The following is a 23,077-nucleotide window of genomic DNA, read 5'->3' on the forward strand; positions in this document are numbered from 1 at the left end:
TGCTGACATTGCCCTACCTCAAATGACCCTATGTCATTTACATGGGCATACCGAAAAAGCAAGCGGCCGAGAGGAACCTAGGGATGACCGGGAGCAAATTCACTTTCCGGATCACCGGCAATCCGGGAATGGTACATTACCCTCGGCTCGTTCATATCCCAGGGTGTTGCCTGATGCAGCAAGCAGCGATTATCCCAGATAACGGAATCACCGGCCTCCCAATGATGATGGTATACGCGCGGCGCCTGACAGGTAAAATCAACCAGCTCTTCCAGAAATTCTGCTGATTCCTTCTCGCTTAACCCCGGGATATTGTAGGCATGCCGTCCTATGGTCAGCGCAGGACGACCGGTCTCGGGATGTATCTTGACGAGTGGTCGAAGTGGCGGTTCCTGGTCAAAGAATCCGTATCCGCTGTATTCGCTGTTTTTCTTCTTCTGATTGTAGCCTGCTTTTTGCTGGCTATAATATAACGAATGATAGGCCTTCAGGTCTTGAATTCGCGTCCGTGTTGCCTCGTCCAGCGCTTCATAGGCAGCGGACAAATCCGCCCATCCCGTTTCGCCACCGGTTGCAGGAACGACATGGGCACTGAAAACCGCCCCTTTTGCCTGAACGGGCATGTAGGTGCTGTCCTGATGCCACCCCATATTACCCTTCAGGATTTTCACCATGTCATTCTCATCTGATTTGATGATATTTCCAGCCTGATCGACATTACTGATCGGAGCGAGGTCAAATTCCATCTTTCCGAACCGGCGCGCAAATTTAACCTGCTCCTCGGTTGAGAGATGCTGAGCCGGGAAAATCAGCAGAGAGTATTCAAGCCAGGTACTGTAAAGATCGGCAAAATCATCATCATTCAAAGATCTGAGGTCGAGCCCCGTCACAATGGCGCCAAAAGTTGCATCGACCGGTTTAACTTGGAAGTTCATGGCATCAATCCTCCCAGAAAAAGCCAAGTGACGACGGTCATTCTTGATTAGTCTTGCTTGATCCCGTCGACATCAATGTCTCATCATACTGCCATGAAATCCCGACGTCCAGAGCTCAGTGTCACTCCGGGCATCCGCTGAATGAGCGACAGATGCCGGGAGCGCAGTGATGGAATTCTATTTCTTGATCATCAGGACCCAGTTGTCGCCCTCTCCCTTCCAGTCTTCCTTAACCATTGCCAGGAGGCGTTCCACTACGTAACCCGTGCGCTCATACAGCCGCCGAGCATTCGGATTTCCGTCTGAAACAATGATGCTCATCGCACGCCCTCCGGCTTCCTTTTCAGCAACCGCCAACAAGCTGGAGCCGATACCGAGGTTTCGATACTCCGGATAGGCTGCCAGTACACTCACATATTGCGTGGAAGGCGCGCTGTCTTCCAGTTCCTGAATGGGAACAAAGATGGGTGGCATTTCGTTATAATCTATTGGTTCGGGATCCTCTGGCAAAACATATGTCACCAGACATCCAGCCAGCTTCCCGTCAATCTCTGCAACGACGGTATGGCGGTAGGAGAAACTGCCCTCCTCACGCTCCGCCCGGTTTTTCCCGATTTCCCAAGGATCCTGCCCCGGTGCTGCATTTTTCTGCCAGAAGTAATACGGGATACCTTCCCCTGCAAAATTCACCAGATGTGCGAGATGCTGGGCATCACTCTTTGCTGCGGGCCTGAAAGTTACATTTTCACTCATTTTACTCTCCTTGCATATTAAGTAATGTATCCTGTCGCGCCGAACCACAGACGCGCTTTTCGGACTGCAATATGATGGCGGTGCTTTCAGAAAAACAGCAGGTTTATGGTAGAGTTATGTCACAGTAATTTTTTTATATTTTTCAATATGTTAAAAAATCTGCAATTACAATTGACTGAATTGGCCGTGAAAAACAGTACCTGTGGTAAAGTACTATGGCTCCATAAAATACGTTTCGACCAGCCATAGAGAAAAGCAGGAATATGATACTAAAAACGATCCAGGCAGGTGTCCTGAATGCGGCATACTATGAATATGGGCCTGCCGACGGCCCACCTATAATAATGTGCCACGGATTTCCGTATGATGTTCATGCCTACACGACTTCGTCAGCAGTTCTCGCTACAAACGGTATGAGGGTCATTATCCCCTTTTTACGGGGCTATGGCGACACAAGCTTCCTTTCACATGAGACTCCAAGATCGGGAGAGCAGGCCGCTCTTGCATATGATCTGATCTCTCTTATGGATGCCCTGAAAATAGAGAGGGCGCTTCTGGCCGGTTATGACTGGGGCGGCCGTGCCGCCTGTATCGTTTCCGCTCTCTGGCCGGAAAGGGTCACCGCATTGGTAACCGGAAACTCCTACAATATACAGGACATCGCAAAAGCGATGGAACCAGCAGCGCCCGCTGTTGAGGCATCCCTTTGGTATCAGTATTTTTTCCACTCAGAACGGGGACGACGGGGTCTGGAAGAAAACAGGGCCGGTTTTGCTTATCAGCTCTGGAAGATGTGGTCTCCGTCCTGGAATTTTGACAAGGAGACGTTCGATCGAACGGCCAAGGCGTTTGAAAATCCGGATTTTGTCGAAGTCGTCATTCATTCCTACCGGCATCGCTATGGATTGGCTCCCGGCGATCCTGCTGTTGCAGATATCGAAAAGCAACTTACCGCACAACCGCCGATAACAGTCTCGGCCATATCAATTGATGGCGCCGTGGATGGTGTCAATAACGGCACCGTCCATCATGCAAAGAAATTTACGGGGCCGCATGAACATCGTATTTTTAAAAATGCCGGGCACAACCTGCCGCAAGAGAGCCCCGATGAATGGGCAACCGCTATAATGGATGCATGCAGGATGGCTTAAACCAGACGCCTGTCACACCCTATACATACCGAAAGACAAACAGCGTCCATACAATCACGATCACCAGTGGCCAGTATAACGTGGCGCTTACAAGCCCCAGCCATGCCAGAAAAACAAAGGCTGACCCAAGCAGCGAAATAAACAGCCGATCCCCGCGGGTTGTATCAATCCTGAACACGCCCCGGCGCGGATCTCCGCCCGGTCGGAAATATTCCCATATCCCCAATGTGGCAATGCAAAGACCGATGAAGATGAAAAAGGCTGCTGTCGGCCAGGTCCAGGCCATCCATGAAAGTCCCATATCAATCTCCTCTATACTCGTCCAAGGGCGAACCCCTTGGCGATGTAGTTCCGCACAAAATAGATAACGATTGCTCCTGGAATAATGGTTAGCGCGCCCGCCGCCGCCAGCAGGCCAAGCTCATAGCCGGAGGTTGATGCCGTTCGTGTCATGGTCGCCGCAATCGGTTTCGCGGCCACCGCGGTCAATGTCTTGCCAAGCAGTAACTCTACCCATGAGAACATGAAGCAGAAAAACGCGGCGACGCCGATACCTGCCGCAATCGTCGGAATGAAAATTTTCACGAAGAATTTCGGGAAGGAATACCCGTCCACATAAGCTGTTTCATCAAGTTGCTTCGGAACGCCGGACATGAACCCCTCCAGTATCCAGACGGCAAGCGGTATGTTGAAAAGTGTGTGTGCCAGCGCAACAGCAAGATGCGTATCGAAAAGCCCGATTGCCGAGTAGAGCTGGAAAAACGGTAAGGCAAAAACCGCCGCCGGCGCCATTCGGTTCGTCAACAGCCAGAAGAACAAATGCTTGTCCCCCAGAAAGCGGTATCGAGAAAAGGCATAGGCCGCTGGCAAGGCAAATGCGACCGAAATAACGGTGTTCAGCGACACATAGATCAGCGAGTTTACATATCCCATATACCAGGTGGAATCGGTGAATATCTTCTTGTAGTTCTCCAGAGTGAATTCCTGAGGCACCAGCGTAAAAGAGCCCAGAATCTCATTGGTCGTCTTGAAGGACATACTCACAAGCCAGTATATCGGCAGCATCAGGAACAAGATATAAATCGTCGGCACAAGCCAGCTAAGACGCTTCATCACTGATCCTCATTTCGCATCATAAGGGTATAAAAAATCCAGCTCAGCAGCAGGATAATCAGGAAATAAATCAACGACATTGCTGCTGCCGGCCCCAGATCGAACTGTCCCAGCGCGATCTTCACCAGGTCAATTGACAGCAAAGTTGTGGAATTGCCCGGCCCACCGCCCGTCAGCACGAAGGGTTCCGTATAGATATTGAAGCTGTCCATGAAGCGCAGCAAAATGGCGATGGTCAGCACCCGTTTCATTTTTGGGAGCTGGATAAAGCGAAATATCGCCCAGGAACTTGCCCCATCTATCTTGGCCGCCTGATAATAAGCGTCCGGGATGGAGACCAGCCCCGCGTAAGCCAGCAAGACGACGAGTGATGTCCAGTGCCAGACATCCATCGCAATAAGCGTCACCCACGCGGCAACGGGCTGTCGGGTAAAGTTATAGTCGATACCCGAAGCATTCAGCATCTTTCCAAGAAGTCCAATTTCCGGCAAGGCGAATATGTTCCACATCGCTCCAACAACATTCCATGGAATTAGAAGAGGCATTGCCATGAGGACAAGACAGACCGACACCCATATCCCTTTGCGGGGCATCGCCAGTGCGATAGCTACACCGAGCGGAATTTCGATGAGCAGAATGCTGAACGTAAAGAACAGCTGTCGTCCGAGAGAGGCATGGAATCTCTCTGACCGCAGAACCTCTTCAAACCACATGACCCCGGCCCAGAAGAAATTATTGTCGCCGAAAGTCTCTTGAACCGAATAGTTGACTACTGTCATCAGCGGAATCAACGCATTAAACGCCACCAGTAACAACACCGGCAAAACCAGCAGCCATGCCTTTTGATTGACCGTCTTGTTCATTGCGCTCCCTCCGGTCCAGAAAGCCAGCCATCGACATATATCCGGGTGTTCGCCGGATCGAGGCTCAGCTTTACATTGTCAGCCGGGATTTCCGCTCCCTCATCGATCAGCAGCTTGAGATTCTGCCCCATACATTCTGCTTCCACTATATTAAACCGGCCCGTATCGCTGACGCGTGTAATACGGGCGGCCAGACCGTCATCGGAAAATGAAATGAATTCTGGCCTGATGCCGATTTCCGCGCGACTGATATTCTCCCCCGCCATATTCGCCGTCGCGATCTTCTCCCCGCCGACATACGCCTGGCCCGAATGAACATCACAGGGGAAAATATTCATGCCAGGTGATCCAATGAAATGGCCGACAAAGGTATGCTGGGGTCTTTCAAACAAGTCGACAGGCGTGCCGGTTTGAACGACCTTGCCCATATTCATGACCACGACTTTGTCCGCAAAGGTCAGCGCCTCGGTCTGATCATGCGTTACATAAATCATGGTGCGTTTGACACGGTGGTGAAGCTCCTTCAGCTTTGACCGGAGCTGGAACTTCAGGTGCGGATCAATCACGGTCAGCGGTTCATCGAACAGGATGGCATTAACATCGGTGCGCCCCATACCGCGCCCCAGGGAAATCTTCTGCTTACCATCCGCCGTCAGTTTTGATGCCCGCCGCTTCAGCATTTGCGTCAGATCCGTCATTTCCGCAACTTCCCGGACCCGCGCGTCAACGGTTTTCTCATCAACGCCGCGATTGCGAAGCGGAAAGGCCAGATTATCATAGACGGTCATGGTGTCGTATATCACCGGAAACTGGAAAACCTGTGCAATATGACGTTTATCTGGCGGCAGATGACTGACGTCGGTTTCGTCAAAAAGAATCTTGCCGTGACTGGGAACGAGCAATCCTGAAATGATGTTCAACAGGGTTGTCTTGCCACATCCTGAAGGCCCCAGCAACGCATAGGCACCGCCGTCGTCCCATTCAAGATCAAGCTGTTTCAATGCCCAGTCGTCATCCGAGCTGGGCTGCGCAAGGTAGCTGTGCCGCATATTCGATAACGTAATCTTTGCCATTAATATGCCCCCTACATCCCTGCCGAGATAAGCCGGCCATCGGTCCCGAAGTAAAAGCAATTGGCGACATCCACATAAAATGTTGTCACCTCTCCTCCGTCAAAGGCGTGTACGCCGTGCGACAGGGAAACCCAGGAATCATCGTCGAATGCCGTAAAATGGATCATGCTCTCAGACCCGCTCAGCTCCGCAACCTGAACCTTGCCGACTATCGGCACCAGCTGTTTCTCCTTTTGCATTGGATACACGTGATGCGGACGGACACCGATTGTGTATTCTCCGTCGGCCATCGTTTGATAGCCCGCATCTACCGGCCAACTGGCAGTATCCGATAGCCTGAAAATATTGCCGGATTTGACCACCTTGGCCACGTTTAACGGAGGTTCCGAAAACACCTGCGCACTCGTCAAATTGAGCGGCTTCCGATACAACTCCGCCGTTGGCCCGAACTGGGCGACAGCACCCTCAAACATAGCGGCGCATTTTCCGCCGAACAACAAGGCCTCTGAGGGTTCGGTTGTCGCATAGACAACAACGCAGTCCCTTTCGGCGAAAAGACGGGGTAGTTCATCGCGTAACTCTTCACGCAATTTGAAGTCCAGATTCGCCAACGGCTCGTCGAACAGAATCAAACTGGAATCTTTTACCAATGCCCGCGCTATCGCCACGCGCTGCTGTTGCCCGCCCGAAAGCTCCGACGGCCGACGCTCCAGCATTGAGGAAATCCTGAGTATTTCAGCAATTTCCCCGACGCGGCTGCGCATCTTCTTGTCAGGCAGCTTTGCAACCCGTAAAGGAGACGCAATATTCTCAAACACAGTCATATTTGGATAGTTGATGAACTGCTGATACACCATCGAAACATTACGCTTTTGCACTGGCATTTCCGTAACGTCCAGACCGTTGAACCAGACCTGGCCAGACGTGGGCCTATCCAGTCCGGCCATGAGCTGCATAAGTGATGTTTTGCCCGATATAGTTGTGCCCAGAAGGATGTTAAACTCACCGGCTTCAAGCACCATATCTGTTGGATAAATATGAGTTTCCCCACCGACGGTTTTACTTACCTGTTTCAGTTCAAGGACCATTAATTCGCCTACCTACCAATAACTGGCTGAGAAATAGTTTAACGAAAAATCAGATGATCCGGGACGCACTCCGCCCCGGACCATCATTCGCAAGGCCAAATAGACAGCTTATTGAGCCCAGCGCTTAACCAGTTCGTCGTAATTAACGGTTTCGCCCTGCGGCTTTTCATTTTCAAGCTTTGCTTTCGCGCCGCCCTTTCCAAGCCAGTCTGCCGGATCTTTTTCCGGATTCAGACGGGGACCGCATCCACCATAGGTGTTGTTGGCTTCGTCCGCTTTCTGCATGCGGGACATCACCTGATCCATCTCACCTGCAAGGCGATCCATTGCCTCCTGTGGTGTAAAAGCACCGGAATTCACGTCACCAATATTCTGCCACCAGAGCTGGGCCAGTTTCGGATAGTCCGGTACGTTCACGCCTGTCGGAGTCCAGTTCACCCGGTCAGGCGAGCGATAGAATTCAACAAGCCCGCCAAGATTGGGAGACCGCTCTGTGAAACTCTCGTGGTTCACGGTTGTATCACGAATAAAAGTTAGGCCGACGTGGCTTTTCTTCACATCAACCGTTTTAGACGTGACGAACTGGGCATACAGCCATGCCGCCTTACGCCGTTCTACCGGAGTAGACTTGAACAGGGTCCAGGAACCCGTGTCCTGATACCCCAACTTCTGCCCCTCTTCCCAATAGGGTCCATGTGGAGACGGCGCCATACGCCATAACGGCTTACCCGCGTCATCAACAGTGTTATTGCCGTCCGATTTCGGAGCAACCATGGAGGCCGTAAAAGCAGTATACCAGAAAATCTGCTGGGCAACGTTGCCCTGGCTCAAAGCCGGCAGTGACTGATAGAAGTCATAGTCCGCCGCACCGGGAGGTGCATACTGGCGCAGCCATTCATCCCACTTGCGGATTGCATAAACTGCGGCAGGGCCGTTGGTCCCACCACCCCGGGTAATGGAGGCTCCGGCGGGATTGCATGATCCATCTTCCATACGGATACCCCATTCATCAATCGGACGCCCGTTCGGAAGGCCTTTCGAGCCTGCGCCCGCCATGGACAGCCAGGCATCGGTCATACGCCAGCCAAGATCAGGCGCGCGCTTACCATAGTCCATATGCCCATATACTTGAACGCTGTCGATTTCCTTGACGTCGTTGGAGAAGAATTCCGCGATATCTTCATAGGCGGACCAGTTCACAGGTACACCCAGATCATATCCGTATTTTTCCTTGAAACGGCGCTGCAAATCCTCGCGATCGAACCAGTCCTTTCGGAACCAGTAAAGATTCGCAAACTGCTGATCAGGAAGCTGATACAGTTTTCCATCGGGGCCGGTTGTGAAAGACCGGCCAATAAAATCATCAAGATCGAGCCCTGGATTGGTTACATCCTTACCTTCACCCGCCATCCAGTCGGTCAGATTGACGGCCAGTTGCAGTCGAGAATGAGTGCCGATCAGATCGGAGTCATTGATGTAGGCGTCATAAAGGTTCCGGTTGGTCTGCATTTGGGTTTGCACCGCCTGAACCACTTCACCTTCCCCAAGCAACTGGTGATTGACCTTAATTCCTGTAATTTCCTCAAAGGCCTTGGCAAGTGTTTTGGATTCATATTCATGAGTCGGAATAGTCTCCGACAGCACATTTATTTCCATACCAGCCAGAGGCTTAGCCGCCTCGATAAACCAGTTCATTTCGGCCAATTGCTCTTCTTGCGTGAGTGAAGAGGGCTGAAACTCATTCGCGACCCATTTCTGCGCTTCAGCTTCACCCGCCTGAACAGAACTGGTCACAGCAAGGCCCAGCGCCAACGCGGCGGCTGAAGCCAATAATAACTTCTTCATTTAGTATTCCTCCCTTTACATAGCCGAGCGGTCCAAGGTCCGGCCGCTTCTATTTGCATGCGAAAACACTAAAATACGAAACTAAACGAAAGTCAATGCTCTTGTTTTTTCCTTAAAAAAATAAAAAACGCAAATTTACGAAAATATATGAAAACAACGGCGTTTTCGGAACGATACGGAAATTGGCCCTGTTTACAGCGTGGCTCTAATGGCGATCTTCCATAATTCGAGATGTATATAACACTATAAATCTGATTAGATATATAAATGTTAATCTCCAAGTTGCTTCAATTCGTCATCAACTTCATCAGAAGTAAAGGCTGGTTAATCCCTGTTGGACTGATTACATTTTTGTACAAACACAAAGTATACGGGCATCCATCTCTCCGGCAGAAGCATAGAGATGTCCCCGTCGGCTATCGAAATAGATACTCTCTCCGGTCTCCAGAACAACGGGGTCTTTTCCCTCGAGTTGAACAACGACCCGGCCTTTCAGGACAAAGAAGAACTCCTCCCCTTCATGGCTGACCAGTCGATCAAACCGCATTTTCTCAAACGGCTTAAGAGTGCCCAGCATCGGGATCATGCTTTTCCCCCGCAAATGCGGAAACAGCATCTCATAAGTATAGTTCTCTGTTTGGTGAAAACTATGCTCGCCTATGCGTGCAAGAGAGAATTCACCGGGGAGAAACTGCTCGCCTTTCGCCATAAATAACTCGGATACATCGACGCCCAGCCCATCTGCAAGGCGGCTGAACCGATCATAGGTGGGCGCCATGAGGTTCCGCTCGATTTTGGAGACAGTGGAAATGGCCAGACCGGACCGTGTCGCCACATCCTTGATTGTCAAACCTTTTTTTCGGCGGATTTCCCGAACCCGTTCGGCGACCTGCGCCCGGCCATTTCCATCCTCAGATATTTTTTCCGCCTCTAAACCGCTCATGTTCTGAAGATAGAGAAATCAGGAACTCAAGTCCATATTTTCTAATCGGAAAAATAATTTTCCTATCGGAAATTTGTATGTTAGCCTTTTCCGGAATTTCCAGAAAAATATAGGTACAGCTTGGAAGAGCAGACTGAATTTGACGTAGTGATCATTGGCGCCGGTATCGCCGGAGCCTCTCTTGCGGGCGAACTTTCACCGGGGGTCTCCGTGTTATTGCTGGAGATGGAAGCGCAACCCGGCTACCACTCAACGGGCAGGTCCGCCGCCATGTTTGTTGATACATATGGCCCCCCGCCCATTCGTGCGCTGTCCCGGGCATCGGCGGATTTCCTGGAGAACCCGCCAGAAAGGTTTAGTGAAGGCCCGCTGCTTTCCCGCCGTGGGGTCGTTATGATCGCACGGAAAGATCAGCTAACCTCTCTTGAAACCATGATCGCAGATCTCTCCGATTCAGGAGGTGTCAGACGCCTTGATGCAGCAGAAATAGAATCGGCGATCCCAATCCTTCGTAAGGGCTACGCGGCCGCCGGTTTTGCAAATGACCGGGTAAGCGATATTGATGTCAGCGCCCTCCACCAAGGATATTTACGCAAATTTCGATCCTCAGGAGGCATCCTGAAATCGGCGCAGGAAGTCATCGAGCTCAATAGAACTTCGGGCCGCTGGCAAGTCACGACAACTAATGGTTCGTACAGAGCTGAAACGATTGTCAATGCAGCGGGCGCATGGGCAGATTCCATTGGAGAAATGGTTGGCGCGGCGCCAATTGGTCTTGCCCCGAAACGACGAACGGCAATGGTTATTGCCGCCCCCTCCGATATCAATCCTGACAGATGGCCGATGGTCATCGACATTGACGAGCAGTTCTATCTGAAACCGGATGCGGGCAGATTATTGATCTCGCCAGCAGACGAAACAATCTCCCCCCCTTGCGACGTTCAACCCGATGAGTTGGATGTTGCGATCTGTGTAGACCGGATTGAAACCGCATTCGATCTTCCCATCCACCGGATTGATAATAAATGGGCCGGGCTGCGCAGTTTTGTCGAAGATAAATGTCCGGTGTGCGGATTTGATGATTCCGTAGAGGGGTTCTTCTGGCTGGCTGGACAAGGCGGCTACGGCATTCAGACCGCCCCTGCCCTGGCGAAAATTGCAGCATGTCTGGTTATGCAGCGGGGCATTCCACAGGAATTTCTGGATCACGGACTTAATATTGCCGACCTGTCGCCACAACGCGACACTTTGAAATCAAAGGAAAAAGAGAAACTAAAGAGGAGGATATCATGAAGTTCAAGGGATTGTTTTTAGGATTGATTACCTGGTTATTGCTTAGTGTCCCCGCATTCGCAGATTGGACACCATCGGGGCCGATTACTCTTCAGATCGGCTTTGATGCAGGGGGTGAAACAGATACGCTCGGCCGTGTTATCGCCAAAGAAATGGAAAACCAGACAGGCTGGGATATTGTTGTTGAAAACAAACCCGGCGGCGGCGGTATCGCCATGTTCACCGGAATCGCGGTGGCAAAACCTGACGGACAGACCCTTGGAATGGGCGTCAACATGCCGATCCTTGTGAATCTGGTGCTCAGGGGCGACAAGCTCCCATTCAATCTGGAAAGTTTTGACTATCTTGCGACCGTCGCCCGGGCACAAGTCGCCATCATCGCAAAATCCGACGCGCCATTCGATGACCTGGCGGGGTTGATAGAATACTCAAAGGCAAACGACGGGGCTCTTGTTGCGTTCGATGCCAAGCCACAGGAACTTCTGATGAAGTATGTGGACGGCGAAGCCGGTGCAGGCTTCAAGCTCGTCTCGACAAAAAGCAGCGCGGAAGCGATCCAGAACCTTCTGGGTGATCATGTCGTCGCCTCCTTCGCCGCAGGGGCACATATTCCCTACATCGAAAGTGGCGATCTTAAAATGATTGCGAGCGCAAATGCCTCACGGCATGGCTATGCCCCAGATACGCCAACCGTTGTCGAACAAGGCTATGAAATTTACGTAGATCCGTATTTTTTCATTGCCGCCCCTGCAGGCTTGCCGGCAGAGACAAAGGATACGCTTTCAAAAGCACTTCATAATGCGATCAACTCGGATGCTGCGAAAAAAGCGATCGTCAATGCGCTTAAAACTGACCCGAGCGACCTTGGCCCAGATGGAACCCAAAAGATGCTTACAGACGGCGTTGGGAATGTTAAAAAACTGTTCGGAAAGTAAATAAGGTACAGACGGCACATACTGCGCTCAATGCCTTGCAATATTAGAATAGACGCGGGAGATCCAGCCATTGCTGCTTAACCGACTATCGGGAGCATTCGTTGTCACCCTGGGTCTCCTGCTTTACTTCATGATCATCCCTGCGCATACGGAGATCGTTGATTATGGCTGGATGCGACCGCAGACGATTCCAAATGCCTGCGCGATCCTTTTTGTCTTTCTGGGAATAGTGCAAATCCTATTGCCAACCGGCACAACGTCGGTCGGCTTTTCCGAATTATTCAGGGTCTCTTTGTTTGTGATTGCTACAATGGCCGCACTTTGGACCATGGCGAGATTTGGGTTTTTGGCGATTACCCCGGTTTTCGTTGGCGCATTAATGCTCTTCGTCGAAGAGCGTCGGATAGGATGGCTGCTGGGCGGCGTTGTTGTTCTGCCTCTCATTATCTGGCTGACCGTGGTTCTCTTGCTTGACAGAACCCTGCCGTGAGGGCGGATGTGAATGGTTGAGGTCGCTACCATTCTGGCCGGACTTGGCGATGCATTAAGTCTGACAAACCTGTTGTTTGTTATTGGCGGCGTTGCCTTGGGCCAGTTCATCGGCGCCCTGCCCGGAACGGGTCCGGTTATGGCGATGGCCGTTGCCATTCCTTTCACCTTCGTTCTAGATCCTCTGGCAGCAATTTCCTTCCTCGTCGGCGTCAACAAGGGTGGCCTGTTTGGCGGCGCCATTCCGGCGATCCTGATCAATACGCCCGGTACCCCCGATGCGGCGGCGACGGCCCTTGATGGTCATCCCCTCGCGAAAAAGGGAAAGCCCGTCAAAGCAATGAAAATGGCCCTCTTTTCATCGGTTACCGGGGATACTTTCAGCGATATTGTCCTGATAACCCTATCCGCGCCCCTCGCAATCATCGCCCTGCAAATGGGACCCGTCGAAATATTTGCCCTGATGATCTTTGCGTTTTCAATTATTGCCGGGCTGATTGGCGACTCAATAACGAAAGCGCTAATTGCCGCTGTTCTTGGATTATTTTGTGCCATGGTCGGACTTGATCCGGAGCATGGAACCCCCCGCCTCTATTTCGGCTATTTCGAATTGTTTGACGGCCTCCCTCTCACTGCCGTTGCAATCGGGATGCTGGCCGTAGCGGAAATTTTTCGTCGCCTTGCCAATATCGGCAAATCAATATTGCCAACCATAGAAATTCCGGACACCCAGGACGCCCGGGATAAGCGCGTAAGCCTGGCCGAATACTGGTCTTGCCGCTATGTAATGGCGAGGGGCGCCATTATCGGAACCGTCCTTGGCGCCATTCCGGGCATCGGATCAACAGCAGCCGCCTTTATGAGCTATGCGTCTACCAAGCAGACATCGAAAGACCCGAATTCATTCGGCAAGGGAAACATTCAAGGGGTTGCCGCAACCGAATCCGCGAATAGTGCTGTCATGGGTGCCAACCTGATACCGCTACTTGCGATCGGAATCCCTGGCAGCATCACTGCAGCCCTTCTCATCTCCGCATTCAAGATTCACGGTATTCAGCCGGGCCCCCTCCTTTTCGAGCAGCAGGGCCGTCTCGTATATGGCCTGTTCGGGGCGATGCTCATGGCCAATTTGATAAACTTGCTGATAGGGCAAGCAAGTCTACGGCTTTGGGCAAGGATAATCAGCGCGCCTGAGTCACTGGTCTTCTCGGCAGCACTGGTTCTATGCATCACGGGGGTCTATGCATCAACAGGCGGCATGTTTGGCGTTGCCGTCATGCTGGTCTTCGCAATACTTGGCTATGTAATGACGTCATTCGGCTATTCCGTCGTCATTTTTATTATTGCCTTTTTCCTCGGAAACAAGCTGGAACTCTCGCTGTCCCAAACTCTGGTTATTCTGGATGGCGACCCAATGGCAATCATCAATTTCCCAGTCGCTCTGGCCTTGATTCTGCTGTCGCTCTTCTCAATCGCCTGGCTGGGTTATATAGCTCCTCGAAGAGCCCGCAAACGGGCCGACGCTTATAACAATAATCCAGAGTAAAAATGCTCCCGTTCGTTCGCGGGAGCATTTCGAATATCTGGTCGCCGCTTATTCTTTGGGTTCCCAATAGCTCATGGAGTCCAGCTTCATCTGGCGTTTCTCTTCATTCGGGAGTTTGAAATCATATCCGAATGTTGCAGCCTCCCAGGAACCATACATCGGATTGGCAATTGTGATCCATTTGCTGCTCCAGTAATCCTTGTAGGTATCTATCAGGGCGTCTCGTTCCGCCAAGGTAGCATCCCGGGCCTCGACAAAGTCCCCCAAATTGTCGCCGATGATCATGACAACCCGGTATTCCTTGGCAACATGGGCCCTTCTCGTCGTCTTGTCAGACCCCCATTCCTCCTTCTCACCGCGCAGTAATACGGTATCCATATCCTCATTCACGTAATATCCCAGATTTTTCAGGTTTTTAACCGTGCCTTCCTCTTCCGGTGCTTTGCGGTTCGACACATAAAATATCTCGACACCTTTTGAGCGGGCATAATCGATAAATTCTTTTGATCCGGCGATGGGTTTGGAGGTTGCCCCCATCACAAACGGAGCCCAGGTTTTGGAGCTATAACCCGTTTTCGCTTTAATCAGCCAGGCTTCGTAAGCCGTGTTGTCAAGCACCGTTTCATCGACATCGAGAATTACAGCGGTTGGCTTGTCCTGATAATCCCCTTCCTGTTCTATTGCCGCCGTCCAGTTTTTGTCGTCAAGACCGCGATCCAGCATAATTTCGGCCAGTTTATAGGCCGCAAGAGCCGTCGCCTTGAATTCGACCGATGTTTGTGTCCATAGAGTAGCGTTGGTGAGGTCATTTTCTTCTGCCTGAGCCGTTATCGGCAAAGCCATCAGGGTTGCGAGCGTAAAACCCGTAAACATACTACGGGCGGCAAATTTAATTTTCATAGAAAAACTCCCCATTCAGATGATGCTGGCGGCCCGGCTGCCAAATGGAAGGTGATGTCGCAGCCTGCCGAAGAACTTATTTCGTCAGAAATCCCGACATTAGACAATATATTTTTTCATGCCGGATGACGGCGGAAAGATGTTAATTTGAATTTGTATTGTCGATACATCGAGAAAACCAAGAATAATTTGTAAAGAGACATCATTCGATATGGATCAATCTGAATTGCTGAAAAAGGTCGAAGAGTTTGCTTCCGCCCATATCCGTCCACGGCGACTTGAACTGATCACCGCGACTTCATTTCCGAAGGACCTTTGGCAGGCTTTCTCAGGCTCCGGCCTAGCTGGACTTTCAATTCCGGAAGAATTTAATGGCCTAAATGCCAATTATGGCGTCATATCCGCTTCAGTTCAATGTCTCAGCCGGGTAGGAGGAATTCCAGGCGCAACAATGATGTTTATGTCTCATTGGCTTATCAGTCGGTTACACATTGTATCGGATGCGCCAAAGAAGATGAGACAGCAACTCCTGCCTGTCCTTGCAAAGGGTGAGGCGACTTTGTCTGTAGCCATTTCAGAGCCCGGCGCAGGCGCCCATCCAAAGCATCTGAAAACATCCGCGCGGCGAGAGGGCGATCATTATATCTTGAACGGAGAAAAGGCCTATCTGACAAACGGTCCTATCGCAGATCATTTTATCATTCTTGCGATCACGGATGAAACGGAGGGACGGAAATCATTCAGTGCGATCCTCGTCCCGGCGGATAACGCAGGTCTGGAACGGACAGAAGGAGTCAAAATAGACTTTCTTCATCCTTGCCCGCATGGAGGCATCCGCCTCACAAACTGTAAAGTGGGGGTGGAAAATCTCATCGGTGTAGTGGGAGATGCCTTTACACGCACCTCGATGCGGATGCGCGCCATTGAAGATGCTGCCGGGGCAGGCGGAACAGTTGGGGCATTTCAGTGCCTGCTGAACGATATTGTCCCGATTACCCTTAAAGAAAAGGCGCTTGAAATCGGTGCAATCAGCACCCAGCTCCAACTGCTGGAAGTGGGAGCGGCTGAACTCGCAAAAATGGTCGAGAATGAGAATGATGACCTTGCGCCAGTACTGGAAATGCAACTTGGCTTCCATCAGCAATGCCAAACCTTAAGCAAGGCATTCGCGGCATTGATCGAGGATCTACCGTCAAACCTTCCGACCGAGATAGAACTCCTCAACCGGGATATTGCAAAGTCCCTGACGATTGCCCGTTCTACCCACGCCGTGCGACTGACAAAGATCGGGCATTCCCTCCAGAGGTTAGCAACGCACTCTTAGATGACTAACTTTTATTCATCAGCACCATGATTGCGTGAATACGAATTGATAACAGGCGACGACCAGTCCGCAGGTAAGCCTTCTGTCGGGCGATAAACCTCAACTTTTAGAGGATAGCATTTCGCCGTATCGCTGGAATGGATAGTGCTGCAATCTCCGCCGGGGCAAGTTGACAGCCCACCCAGAAGATCGATCTCCGCAAAAAACTCAAGAAAATCGCCTGGACGCACAGGGCTGGCCTTCATGAAATACTGATGCGTATCCTGCGTGAAACCGGTGCACATGAAGACATTCAACACATCATGGACGTGCATTTCCGCGTCCGTTACATCAATCCCCTTTTCCTTCGCGAGAGCCCGGGAAAGATTTGAATGGCAACAGTAATGATATTCACCTCCGCTCAGAAGCCGGTTGGTGTAAGGATCACAGCGCGTTCCGATGACATCATGCACACCACCCCCATATTCATCCCATCCGTACCAATCCAGCGTGTCATGTGTAATCGTTGCCATGGGCCGCATATAGGGAAGGTTGCTCCAAAGTCTGTCGCCGACACTGACATGGGTTCCATGCAACGCACGAGTCTTACCGCTGAAAAATTGCTCATTCAGGTCAGCGGTATTCCAAAGATTAAGGTCGCCGACTTGCGGCCCCTCAACACTTACAATGCGGCAAAAATGGCCGGCGGGCACATGAAAGGTCTCGGCGTCTCGCGGTTCAACGATAACCTCATCAACCTGTCTCAAATGACGCCGCGCTTCTGCATAGATTTTCGCATTAGGAAGCGGCAGATTATCCGTAGGATAACATATGACGGGCCGGACGGCGCGGCGAGGTGCGGCATCAGCAGGTTCTGGATTCTCCGGTTTGTATTTCATGGTTCTTCCTTTGACGCAACACTCTCTGGATGCCATGCCCGCAATCCGGGATGCAAGCGAATAACAAAACTTAGGATCAAGGGAAGTGCCTTACCATCCCCCTCCTCCGCCGCCTCCCCCGCCGCCTCCGGACGAGCCACCGCCGGAAGAGCCGCTAGAGCTCCCCGGCGCTGTCGACGCGGAAGAAATGGCATTTGTAAAACTGCTTCCCAGAGACAATGAAAAGCCGGAAAGGTTAGACGCATTGAAGTGACGGCCATGATACCAGGTCGGTCGGTACCCGTGCGACTGCCACGGCCCCTCTCCTGTCTTGGAAAAGGCATCTGCGAATTGTTCGGACCACGCATTTTCGACATCCAGCGCGATTGCAAACGGCAGGTAGCGTTCAAAAAGTTCCGGCGTGCGGTCGGGTGGATTGAAAAAATTCATTCTATCCTTCTCCGTTACGCTCAGGAAATCCGCAAATCCGGCGAACCGATCCATCATTTTGCGCCCCAGAAGCGTCGGTGCCTTCAACAGGTGATAAAAGACGACATTCACAATCTGAATCAGAAGGAAAATAGCTGCCGCCGCGGGCGACGCCATTTCAATAAAGAAAAACAGCCCTGCGAACTCCCCACCAATGAAAGGGATTGCCATGACGGTTATCAAAACGGCGCTTGCCCCGGAAACTGCATCGCCACCAAGGAACGATTGCCAGGCGCGTAATCCCTTTCGCAGGAGAAAATAGACCCCGACCGTCCATCCAGAGAGCCAAAGGGAAATAAAGGCGGTTGGTATCGGCTCCCGCGCCCAGGCAATCATCAGGATAATGATGATGAGCGACAAGCCCGCGCCGGAGAAAAAATACATCCTGTTGTTGTTGAAATAGTTTTTCTCAAATTCGGTCCGCAACCATTCTTTCAGGCCATCACGGGCCCTTCCGAAATGCCGGTGATTTTTCTTGTCCAGTTCGATCTCATCCCGAAATCCGGAAAAGAGAGCGCGTGCAACGGCACTTTCTCCCATGGAAAGCGCCGCATTATTCCCGGCTTTCGACAACCGGTATTTACCGGAGCTATCTTCTGAAATAGTCAGAAAGCCCTTCACCGCCATGTTGACAATCGCTGCCGTGAAGACCTTGTCATCAAATCCCATTTTGCGGATATATCGCATGGCAGCAGGAGAGTAACCGGCCGGTGGTTCAAAGAAGGGGATGATCGTCCCGGCCGCAGGGTCACGTCCGACGCGCCACCAAAGGACAAAATAGTAAATCACCAAAATCAGCAAACCCGCCAATCCGACAATCAATATCCGGTTGTCCGCCAGCAGATAACCCAGCCTCTCGCTCTCTGTCGGCCTTGCGACATACCCAACGGGCCAGGAAACCGCGATGGTAAGACCCTCTTTTGCACGCAGCGGCCGCGTGGTGGAAAAGCCAATCCCGTCCACATAGTCATGAGTCGCAAAAGCCCTGCCTGTCTCACCCTCATACCCAGTGTATGCATCGAAATCAAGAACGGGCGCATCGTTCGGCAAATGGACACGGGCACTCGCATTCTCAATCTCAAAAGCCCATCCATTTCCCGTCACATTCCAGTACAATTCATCAAAATCGTCAAAGAATCCGATCTGCCGGATCGTATTATAGGTAATGCTATAGCGATGCTCACCTTCATCGATAAATTTATCCTTGCTGCCAATATACACACGCACGCCATTTGAAAGCCGCTCGGTATGGAACGGTTCCGGCTGTCCATTGCGAGTGACCTCCTCAACCGAAAAGCCAACCCGATACTGATTTCCGGCCTTGTCCTTGTAATCGGTCGGAAAGTCCCGGTAAATTCCGCGTCTGATCTCAAGCCCCTCACTGATTACCGTTATTGTTTCTTTGACGGTGAGGGAAGCGTCGGCATGGACCCAGAGGTCACTCTCGAAGTTTTTAATGACTTCCCGCGCTTGCAGATTTTCCGGAGCAACAATGCAGATCAACAAGGCCAATCCCAGGACAGCCCGGGTTCGACGGTTTAAAAAGAAGGCTGAATATTGCATCAGAACCAATCTTCTTCCTGTCAGTCAAACTTCACATCTACCGGCCTGCGCGCGGCTTCTTCATCTTCAGCCAACTCGAAAAATTCTGCTTTGATGAAATTAAACGCACCGGCGACAAGATTGCTCGGAAATTGATCAACCTTGATATTATTATCTCGAACAACGCCATTATAGTAGCGCCGCGCCGCCTGTATCTTGTCTTCAACATCGGACAATTGATGCTGCAGGTTCAGGAAGTTTTCATTCGCCTTGAGTTCAGGATAGTTCTCAGCGAGCGCAAACAATGATTTAAGCGCGCCGGTCAGTATATTTTCGGATTGAGCTTGCTCGGCGGGAGAGCCATGATTGGCCATTGCCTCGCTCCGTGCGCGGGTGACAGCTTCAAAAGTACCGGACTCATGCTTGGCATAACCCTTGACGGTTTCCACCAGATTGGGAATGAGATTATACCGGAGCTTCATCTGGACCTCGATCCCGCTCCAAGCTTCCTTGATCCGCTCCCGAAGACTGACGAAACCGTTATAGGCCACGATCACATAAGTGATGACGATGACAATCAGGCCGGTGACAATCAATGTCGAAATCATATCCCTTACTCCTTGATCGCACGCGCCATCGCGAACATCCGGGGCGCGGCCACAAGTTTACGGGCAAACTTCTTAAGATTAAATATAGATATCGTTGAGGTTGTAGTTTTTAAGGATTTTCTCTCGGTTTTCCTCATTCCAGCGATTTTCCGTCTCCTCCCCGGCCAGCGGCTGATAGCAAAATCTCCGCTCATTGGGGAAGCGTTGCTGACGCGCATCAATGCCAAGTGCGATAATACGACTGCGGGCGTGAATGCGCGCGGCATCATAGGTTTCCTCTCGATCATCGAGCTGGCTGGCGGAAACATTGAGAACCCGTTTGCGCGGAAAGAAGCCGGCATTAATCGTGACACGCCGATCCGGGGAAGAATTCGCAAAAGATCCGTGCACCAACTGCCGGTTGACGGCAAAAACATCACCGCCCTTGCATACAAGCGGGACAGCATCTTTAAACCGGTCCGACCCACTCTCCTCCACCAACTTCCGGATATCCACCTTGCCTGCCCGATGGCTTCCGGGCAGCAACCAGACGCAATTGGCCGGCGTACTCGGGTAGAGCTGGGTCATAAAATTGAAACCATGGGCATTTTCATCCCAGTCCGGCGCATTCCAGTGCGTCGTACCATCCTGATGCCAGGCAACGGAGGGACCTAGGCCCGGCTCCTTGATAAAGGTCACCTCGTTATAGGGGACAAAATCCGGCCCGTTTATCGCTTCTGCAACGGCTAGCAACCCCGGATGACCATAGAGACGCAGACATGAATCCATCAAATGCAAATTGCCGTGCAAAAGTTCAATCGTCCAACTCGGGGCATCCTTCGACGGAGTCGGATTTGACATTTTAACAGGATGGCGCCCCTTGTTCTTGGTCGTTCCGCCAAGCGGGTCACTTAAGGGCTTGGCAAATCGATACGGGTATCTCACATATTCCGGGCCAAGAGCGGGCCGTCCCTCTGCATCGACTTCGGCTTCCGGCGCAACCGGCGCCCGCGTCAAAACAGTCTCGACATCGGCGCGAAGTTCGGCCAACTCTTCGTCCCCAACGACATTCTCAAACACATAAAATCCATGTTCCCGATAGGCGTCCAGGATCTCGTGATGCAATTTACCGCCAGCGTCAAAATGGATCGGTCCGCGGTTCCCAAGTGCATAGGCCCGAGCCTCGCCCTCTTTTATATAATCCACCATTGTTTTGGCGTGGTCCTCTGCGGACATCTGGTTCATTGTGCCTGATTCAGCCATTATTTTTCTCGTTATTGTTTGAACTAACCAAAGATAAACCTGAAAGCCTGTTCATATTATTTATTTTTCTCTACCAGGCAAGCGATCGCCACTCCTCATCCGTTCCCATCACGGCCTTCTCCGCATCATAGGAGTACAACCATCGCTGTCCCGCTGGAAATCCATCCTGATCTCCCAGTTGATGTTTTGCGAACCGGGCATTCCGCCTCGCTATTTCATCCGGGTCGCTCATGTGAAATAGATGCTCCGCCGCACGGGATTGCTGCAGGACGCGGTTCGCGCGCGCCAACCGAAGCTCTTCATATTTTTTAAGGGCTACCGGAATATCACCTTCCGCCATTTCCAGGCATCTGCCCAGCACCCAAGCATCCTCGATGCTTTGGCCCGCACCTTGCGCATGATACGGCATCATCGCATGAGCGGCATCCCCCATCAGCGCAACCCGGTCGGTTACCCACCGATCCAGCGGATCGCGGTCAATCATGTTCGTCATAAAAAGGCTCTCGGTTCCTGCGATCAGCTCCCTGATCTGGTCGTTCCAGCCCTCATATTCTTTAAGGGCGGCATCACGGGACCCTGTCTGTGACCATGACTCCTTGGCATTATCATTATAGGGCCCAATGCCGACCCAGTTAAATAAGTCACCTCCGCGGACATAATATAATACGGCGGATCGATGCGGACCCATCCAGACATAGGAATTCTGTTCAAAGCCGAGGTCTCGCGCAACTTTCACCGGCACAAGGCCCCGCCAGGCGACGCAGCCGGAGGGACGGGGCTTCTCTGGCGCAAAAAATGTCTCGCGCACCATTGAGTGAAGGCCATCCGACCCAATCAGGACATCGCCCTTCTCGACTGTTCCGTCACTAAGGCGCACCTCAACACCGTTTTCATGTTCGGCGACATCAACAACCTTGCTGTTCAGACGGATATTTTCAGGGTCCATCGCATTGACCAATATGTCCAGCAGGTCCGCGCGATGAACATGGTAGTAGGGCGCCCCGAAAAATTCTTCGACTTTCGGCATTAGAGGAGTTTTCAGGTAAACCTCCCCACTTTTGTAATCCTTAAAAAGATGAGCCTGCGGCGGAACCCCTATCCTCGATAATTCGTCTTTCAAACCGAGATACTCAAGAACGCGGATACTGTTGGGGCTCTGTTGCAAGCCGGCCCCGATCTCGGAAAGCTCGGATGCCTGTTCCAGAACGATGTGAGAAATCCTGGCCCGTTGCAAGGTCAGTGAAAGAGCTGCTCCTGCAATACCACAGCCTATGAGTATGACACGCATGTTTTCCTCCCTCCGGATTTTTCTCCGTGTTATTCTGGAACGCGCTATGTTTTAGCCTTGCAGAGTTGGCGACAAACGACAAGGGAAAAGCCACGCTTCCGACTATTTAACCCCATAGGATTTCAGCGGATCAAAATCTCTCTCCCCGCCTATATGCCACAATAGAGGGTGCGAAAATATATGCTCAACGGACATCCGCATCTATGAGGATGGCGCAAAGAAGCGCCGGTTCCATACCCTTGTTAACCCATGCGTGATTGGTGCCGCGCTGAACCACGACGTCATAGGGCTTTAGGTCTCTCTCATCCTCATCCAGCAGGAGCGTCACATTACCGGAAAGAAGGATGATATAATCAATCGTTTCCGTCTTATGCATCGCCGGATGGCGCCTTGTATCAGGTTGCTCATGCTCCGCGCCCATTGCGGCAAACCGTGCCTTTACAATTTTTGCAAATTCCTCTTCGCTGATCGATGGATCGACCGGTGGGACAAGAAACCATCTAAATTTATGGCCGCCCGGCTCGGGGGATAATGTCACGGGCATCGCACCTCGGTCTTCGCTGCTGAGGCTGTCGACATCTGAGCCGACTGAATTCCATATATCTCTGAGATTGCCTATTTGCCCGCCCGGTGGCCCATCCAGGGTAACAATCGAGCGGCCTTTGTCATTATGTCCGGTGATAATCCGCCGGAGTTCAAATCCGAAATCCATCTCCCGCCTCCCCATGCGCTTTTGTTTCTTATTACCGGCTGCTGCCGGGAATTCACGTCCGGAGTTTCTAACCCGATAGAGCTTTACA

General features: G+C 51.6%; 22 protein-coding genes. 6 read left to right on the plus strand and 16 right to left on the minus strand.

Annotated features, from left to right (window positions below; genetic code table 11):
* Positions 1 to 77: 77 nt before the first annotated feature.
* Positions 78 to 935, minus strand: coding sequence for a TauD/TfdA family dioxygenase (locus tag AAC599_RS11740; RefSeq protein WP_340150588.1), 858 nt, complete (start codon positions 933 to 935; stop codon positions 78 to 80).
* A gap of 177 nt (positions 936 to 1,112) precedes the next feature.
* A complete protein-coding gene (locus tag AAC599_RS11745; protein ID WP_340150589.1) occupies positions 1,113 to 1,688 on the minus strand; it encodes a GNAT family N-acetyltransferase in 576 nt (191 codons plus the stop codon).
* A gap of 263 nt (positions 1,689 to 1,951) precedes the next feature.
* Here AAC599_RS11745 and AAC599_RS11750 point away from each other — a divergent pair, with 263 nt between their 5' ends.
* On the plus strand, positions 1,952 to 2,839 hold the full coding sequence (locus AAC599_RS11750; RefSeq protein WP_340150590.1) for an alpha/beta hydrolase: 888 nt from the start codon (positions 1,952 to 1,954) through the stop codon (positions 2,837 to 2,839).
* Between the two features lie 19 nt (positions 2,840 to 2,858).
* Here the strand turns inward: AAC599_RS11750 and AAC599_RS11755 are convergent, their stop codons facing one another.
* From AAC599_RS11755 to AAC599_RS11785, 7 genes are all read right to left on the minus strand, one after another.
* Positions 2,859 to 3,140 carry a DUF2160 domain-containing protein gene (locus tag AAC599_RS11755; protein ID WP_340150591.1) on the minus strand — a complete coding sequence of 94 codons (282 nt, stop codon included), beginning with the start codon at positions 3,138 to 3,140 and terminating at the stop codon, positions 2,859 to 2,861.
* Positions 3,141 to 3,151: 11 nt separating this feature from the next.
* On the minus strand, positions 3,152 to 3,952 hold the full coding sequence (locus AAC599_RS11760) for a carbohydrate ABC transporter permease (protein WP_340150592.1): 801 nt from the start codon (positions 3,950 to 3,952) through the stop codon (positions 3,152 to 3,154).
* Positions 3,952 to 4,815, minus strand: a complete 864-nt coding sequence (locus tag AAC599_RS11765) for a sugar ABC transporter permease (protein WP_340150593.1) — start codon at positions 4,813 to 4,815, stop codon at positions 3,952 to 3,954. The genes AAC599_RS11760 and AAC599_RS11765 overlap by 1 nt, the downstream gene beginning before the upstream one ends.
* A complete protein-coding gene (locus tag AAC599_RS11770) occupies positions 4,812 to 5,888 on the minus strand; it encodes an ABC transporter ATP-binding protein (RefSeq protein ID WP_340150594.1) in 1,077 nt (358 codons plus the stop codon). Before AAC599_RS11770 ends, AAC599_RS11765 begins: the two co-directional genes overlap by 4 nt.
* An 11-nt stretch (positions 5,889 to 5,899) precedes the next feature.
* Positions 5,900 to 6,976, minus strand: coding sequence for an ABC transporter ATP-binding protein (locus tag AAC599_RS11775; RefSeq protein ID WP_340150595.1), 1,077 nt, complete (start codon positions 6,974 to 6,976; stop codon positions 5,900 to 5,902).
* A gap of 108 nt (positions 6,977 to 7,084) precedes the next feature.
* Entirely contained in the window at positions 7,085 to 8,821 is a 1,737-nt protein-coding gene (locus tag AAC599_RS11780) for an ABC transporter substrate-binding protein (protein WP_340150596.1), read from the minus strand.
* A gap of 343 nt (positions 8,822 to 9,164) precedes the next feature.
* Entirely contained in the window at positions 9,165 to 9,764 is a 600-nt protein-coding gene (locus AAC599_RS11785; RefSeq protein WP_340150597.1) for an XRE family transcriptional regulator, read from the minus strand.
* Between the two features lie 120 nt (positions 9,765 to 9,884).
* Between AAC599_RS11785 and AAC599_RS11790 the strand changes: the two genes are divergently transcribed.
* The 4 genes from AAC599_RS11790 to AAC599_RS11805 all read left to right on the plus strand — a co-directional run bounded on the left by AAC599_RS11790 (position 9,885) and on the right by AAC599_RS11805 (position 14,027).
* Positions 9,885 to 11,057 carry an FAD-binding oxidoreductase gene (locus tag AAC599_RS11790; RefSeq protein WP_340150598.1) on the plus strand — a complete coding sequence of 391 codons (1,173 nt, stop codon included), beginning with the start codon at positions 9,885 to 9,887 and terminating at the stop codon, positions 11,055 to 11,057.
* On the plus strand, positions 11,054 to 11,992 hold the full coding sequence (locus AAC599_RS11795; RefSeq protein ID WP_340150599.1) for a tripartite tricarboxylate transporter substrate binding protein: 939 nt from the start codon (positions 11,054 to 11,056) through the stop codon (positions 11,990 to 11,992). The genes AAC599_RS11790 and AAC599_RS11795 overlap by 4 nt, the downstream gene beginning before the upstream one ends.
* A gap of 70 nt (positions 11,993 to 12,062) precedes the next feature.
* Positions 12,063 to 12,482 carry a hypothetical protein gene (locus AAC599_RS11800; protein ID WP_340150600.1) on the plus strand — a complete coding sequence of 140 codons (420 nt, stop codon included), beginning with the start codon at positions 12,063 to 12,065 and terminating at the stop codon, positions 12,480 to 12,482.
* Between the two features lie 12 nt (positions 12,483 to 12,494).
* Positions 12,495 to 14,027 (plus strand): tripartite tricarboxylate transporter permease, encoded by a 1,533-nt coding sequence (locus tag AAC599_RS11805; protein ID WP_340150601.1) that lies wholly within the window; start codon positions 12,495 to 12,497, stop codon positions 14,025 to 14,027.
* 48 nt (positions 14,028 to 14,075) lie between these two features.
* Here AAC599_RS11805 and AAC599_RS11810 read toward each other — a convergent pair whose 3' ends face one another.
* A complete protein-coding gene (locus AAC599_RS11810; protein ID WP_340150602.1) occupies positions 14,076 to 14,927 on the minus strand; it encodes an HAD family acid phosphatase in 852 nt (283 codons plus the stop codon).
* Positions 14,928 to 15,138: 211 nt separating this feature from the next.
* Between AAC599_RS11810 and AAC599_RS11815 the strand changes: the two genes are divergently transcribed.
* Entirely contained in the window at positions 15,139 to 16,251 is a 1,113-nt protein-coding gene (locus AAC599_RS11815; protein WP_340150603.1) for an acyl-CoA dehydrogenase family protein, read from the plus strand.
* A gap of 11 nt (positions 16,252 to 16,262) precedes the next feature.
* Here AAC599_RS11815 and AAC599_RS11820 read toward each other — a convergent pair whose 3' ends face one another.
* The 6 genes from AAC599_RS11820 to AAC599_RS11845 all read right to left on the minus strand — a co-directional run bounded on the left by AAC599_RS11820 (position 16,263) and on the right by AAC599_RS11845 (position 22,989).
* Positions 16,263 to 17,129 carry a DUF1989 domain-containing protein gene (locus tag AAC599_RS11820; protein ID WP_340150604.1) on the minus strand — a complete coding sequence of 289 codons (867 nt, stop codon included), beginning with the start codon at positions 17,127 to 17,129 and terminating at the stop codon, positions 16,263 to 16,265.
* A gap of 90 nt (positions 17,130 to 17,219) precedes the next feature.
* Positions 17,220 to 19,100, minus strand: a complete 1,881-nt coding sequence (locus tag AAC599_RS11825) for a DUF2207 domain-containing protein (protein WP_340150605.1) — start codon at positions 19,098 to 19,100, stop codon at positions 17,220 to 17,222.
* An 80-nt stretch (positions 19,101 to 19,180) separates the two neighbouring features.
* Complete coding sequence (locus tag AAC599_RS11830; RefSeq protein ID WP_340150606.1) at positions 19,181 to 19,747, minus strand: LemA family protein; 567 nt, start codon at positions 19,745 to 19,747, stop codon at positions 19,181 to 19,183.
* A gap of 78 nt (positions 19,748 to 19,825) precedes the next feature.
* On the minus strand, positions 19,826 to 20,989 hold the full coding sequence (locus tag AAC599_RS11835) for a phytanoyl-CoA dioxygenase family protein (RefSeq protein WP_340150607.1): 1,164 nt from the start codon (positions 20,987 to 20,989) through the stop codon (positions 19,826 to 19,828).
* Between the two features lie 70 nt (positions 20,990 to 21,059).
* Positions 21,060 to 22,277 (minus strand): FAD-dependent monooxygenase, encoded by a 1,218-nt coding sequence (locus tag AAC599_RS11840; RefSeq protein ID WP_340150608.1) that lies wholly within the window; start codon positions 22,275 to 22,277, stop codon positions 21,060 to 21,062.
* 184 nt (positions 22,278 to 22,461) lie between these two features.
* The gene (locus AAC599_RS11845; RefSeq protein ID WP_340150609.1) at positions 22,462 to 22,989 is read right to left on the minus strand and encodes a cupin domain-containing protein; all 528 of its coding nucleotides are present in this window, start codon (positions 22,987 to 22,989) and stop codon (positions 22,462 to 22,464) included.
* Positions 22,990 to 23,077: the final 88 nt, after the last annotated feature.

The sequence above is a fragment of the uncultured Sneathiella sp. genome, assembly GCF_963976355.1.
Classification (GTDB): Bacteria; Pseudomonadota; Alphaproteobacteria; order Sneathiellales; family Sneathiellaceae; genus Sneathiella.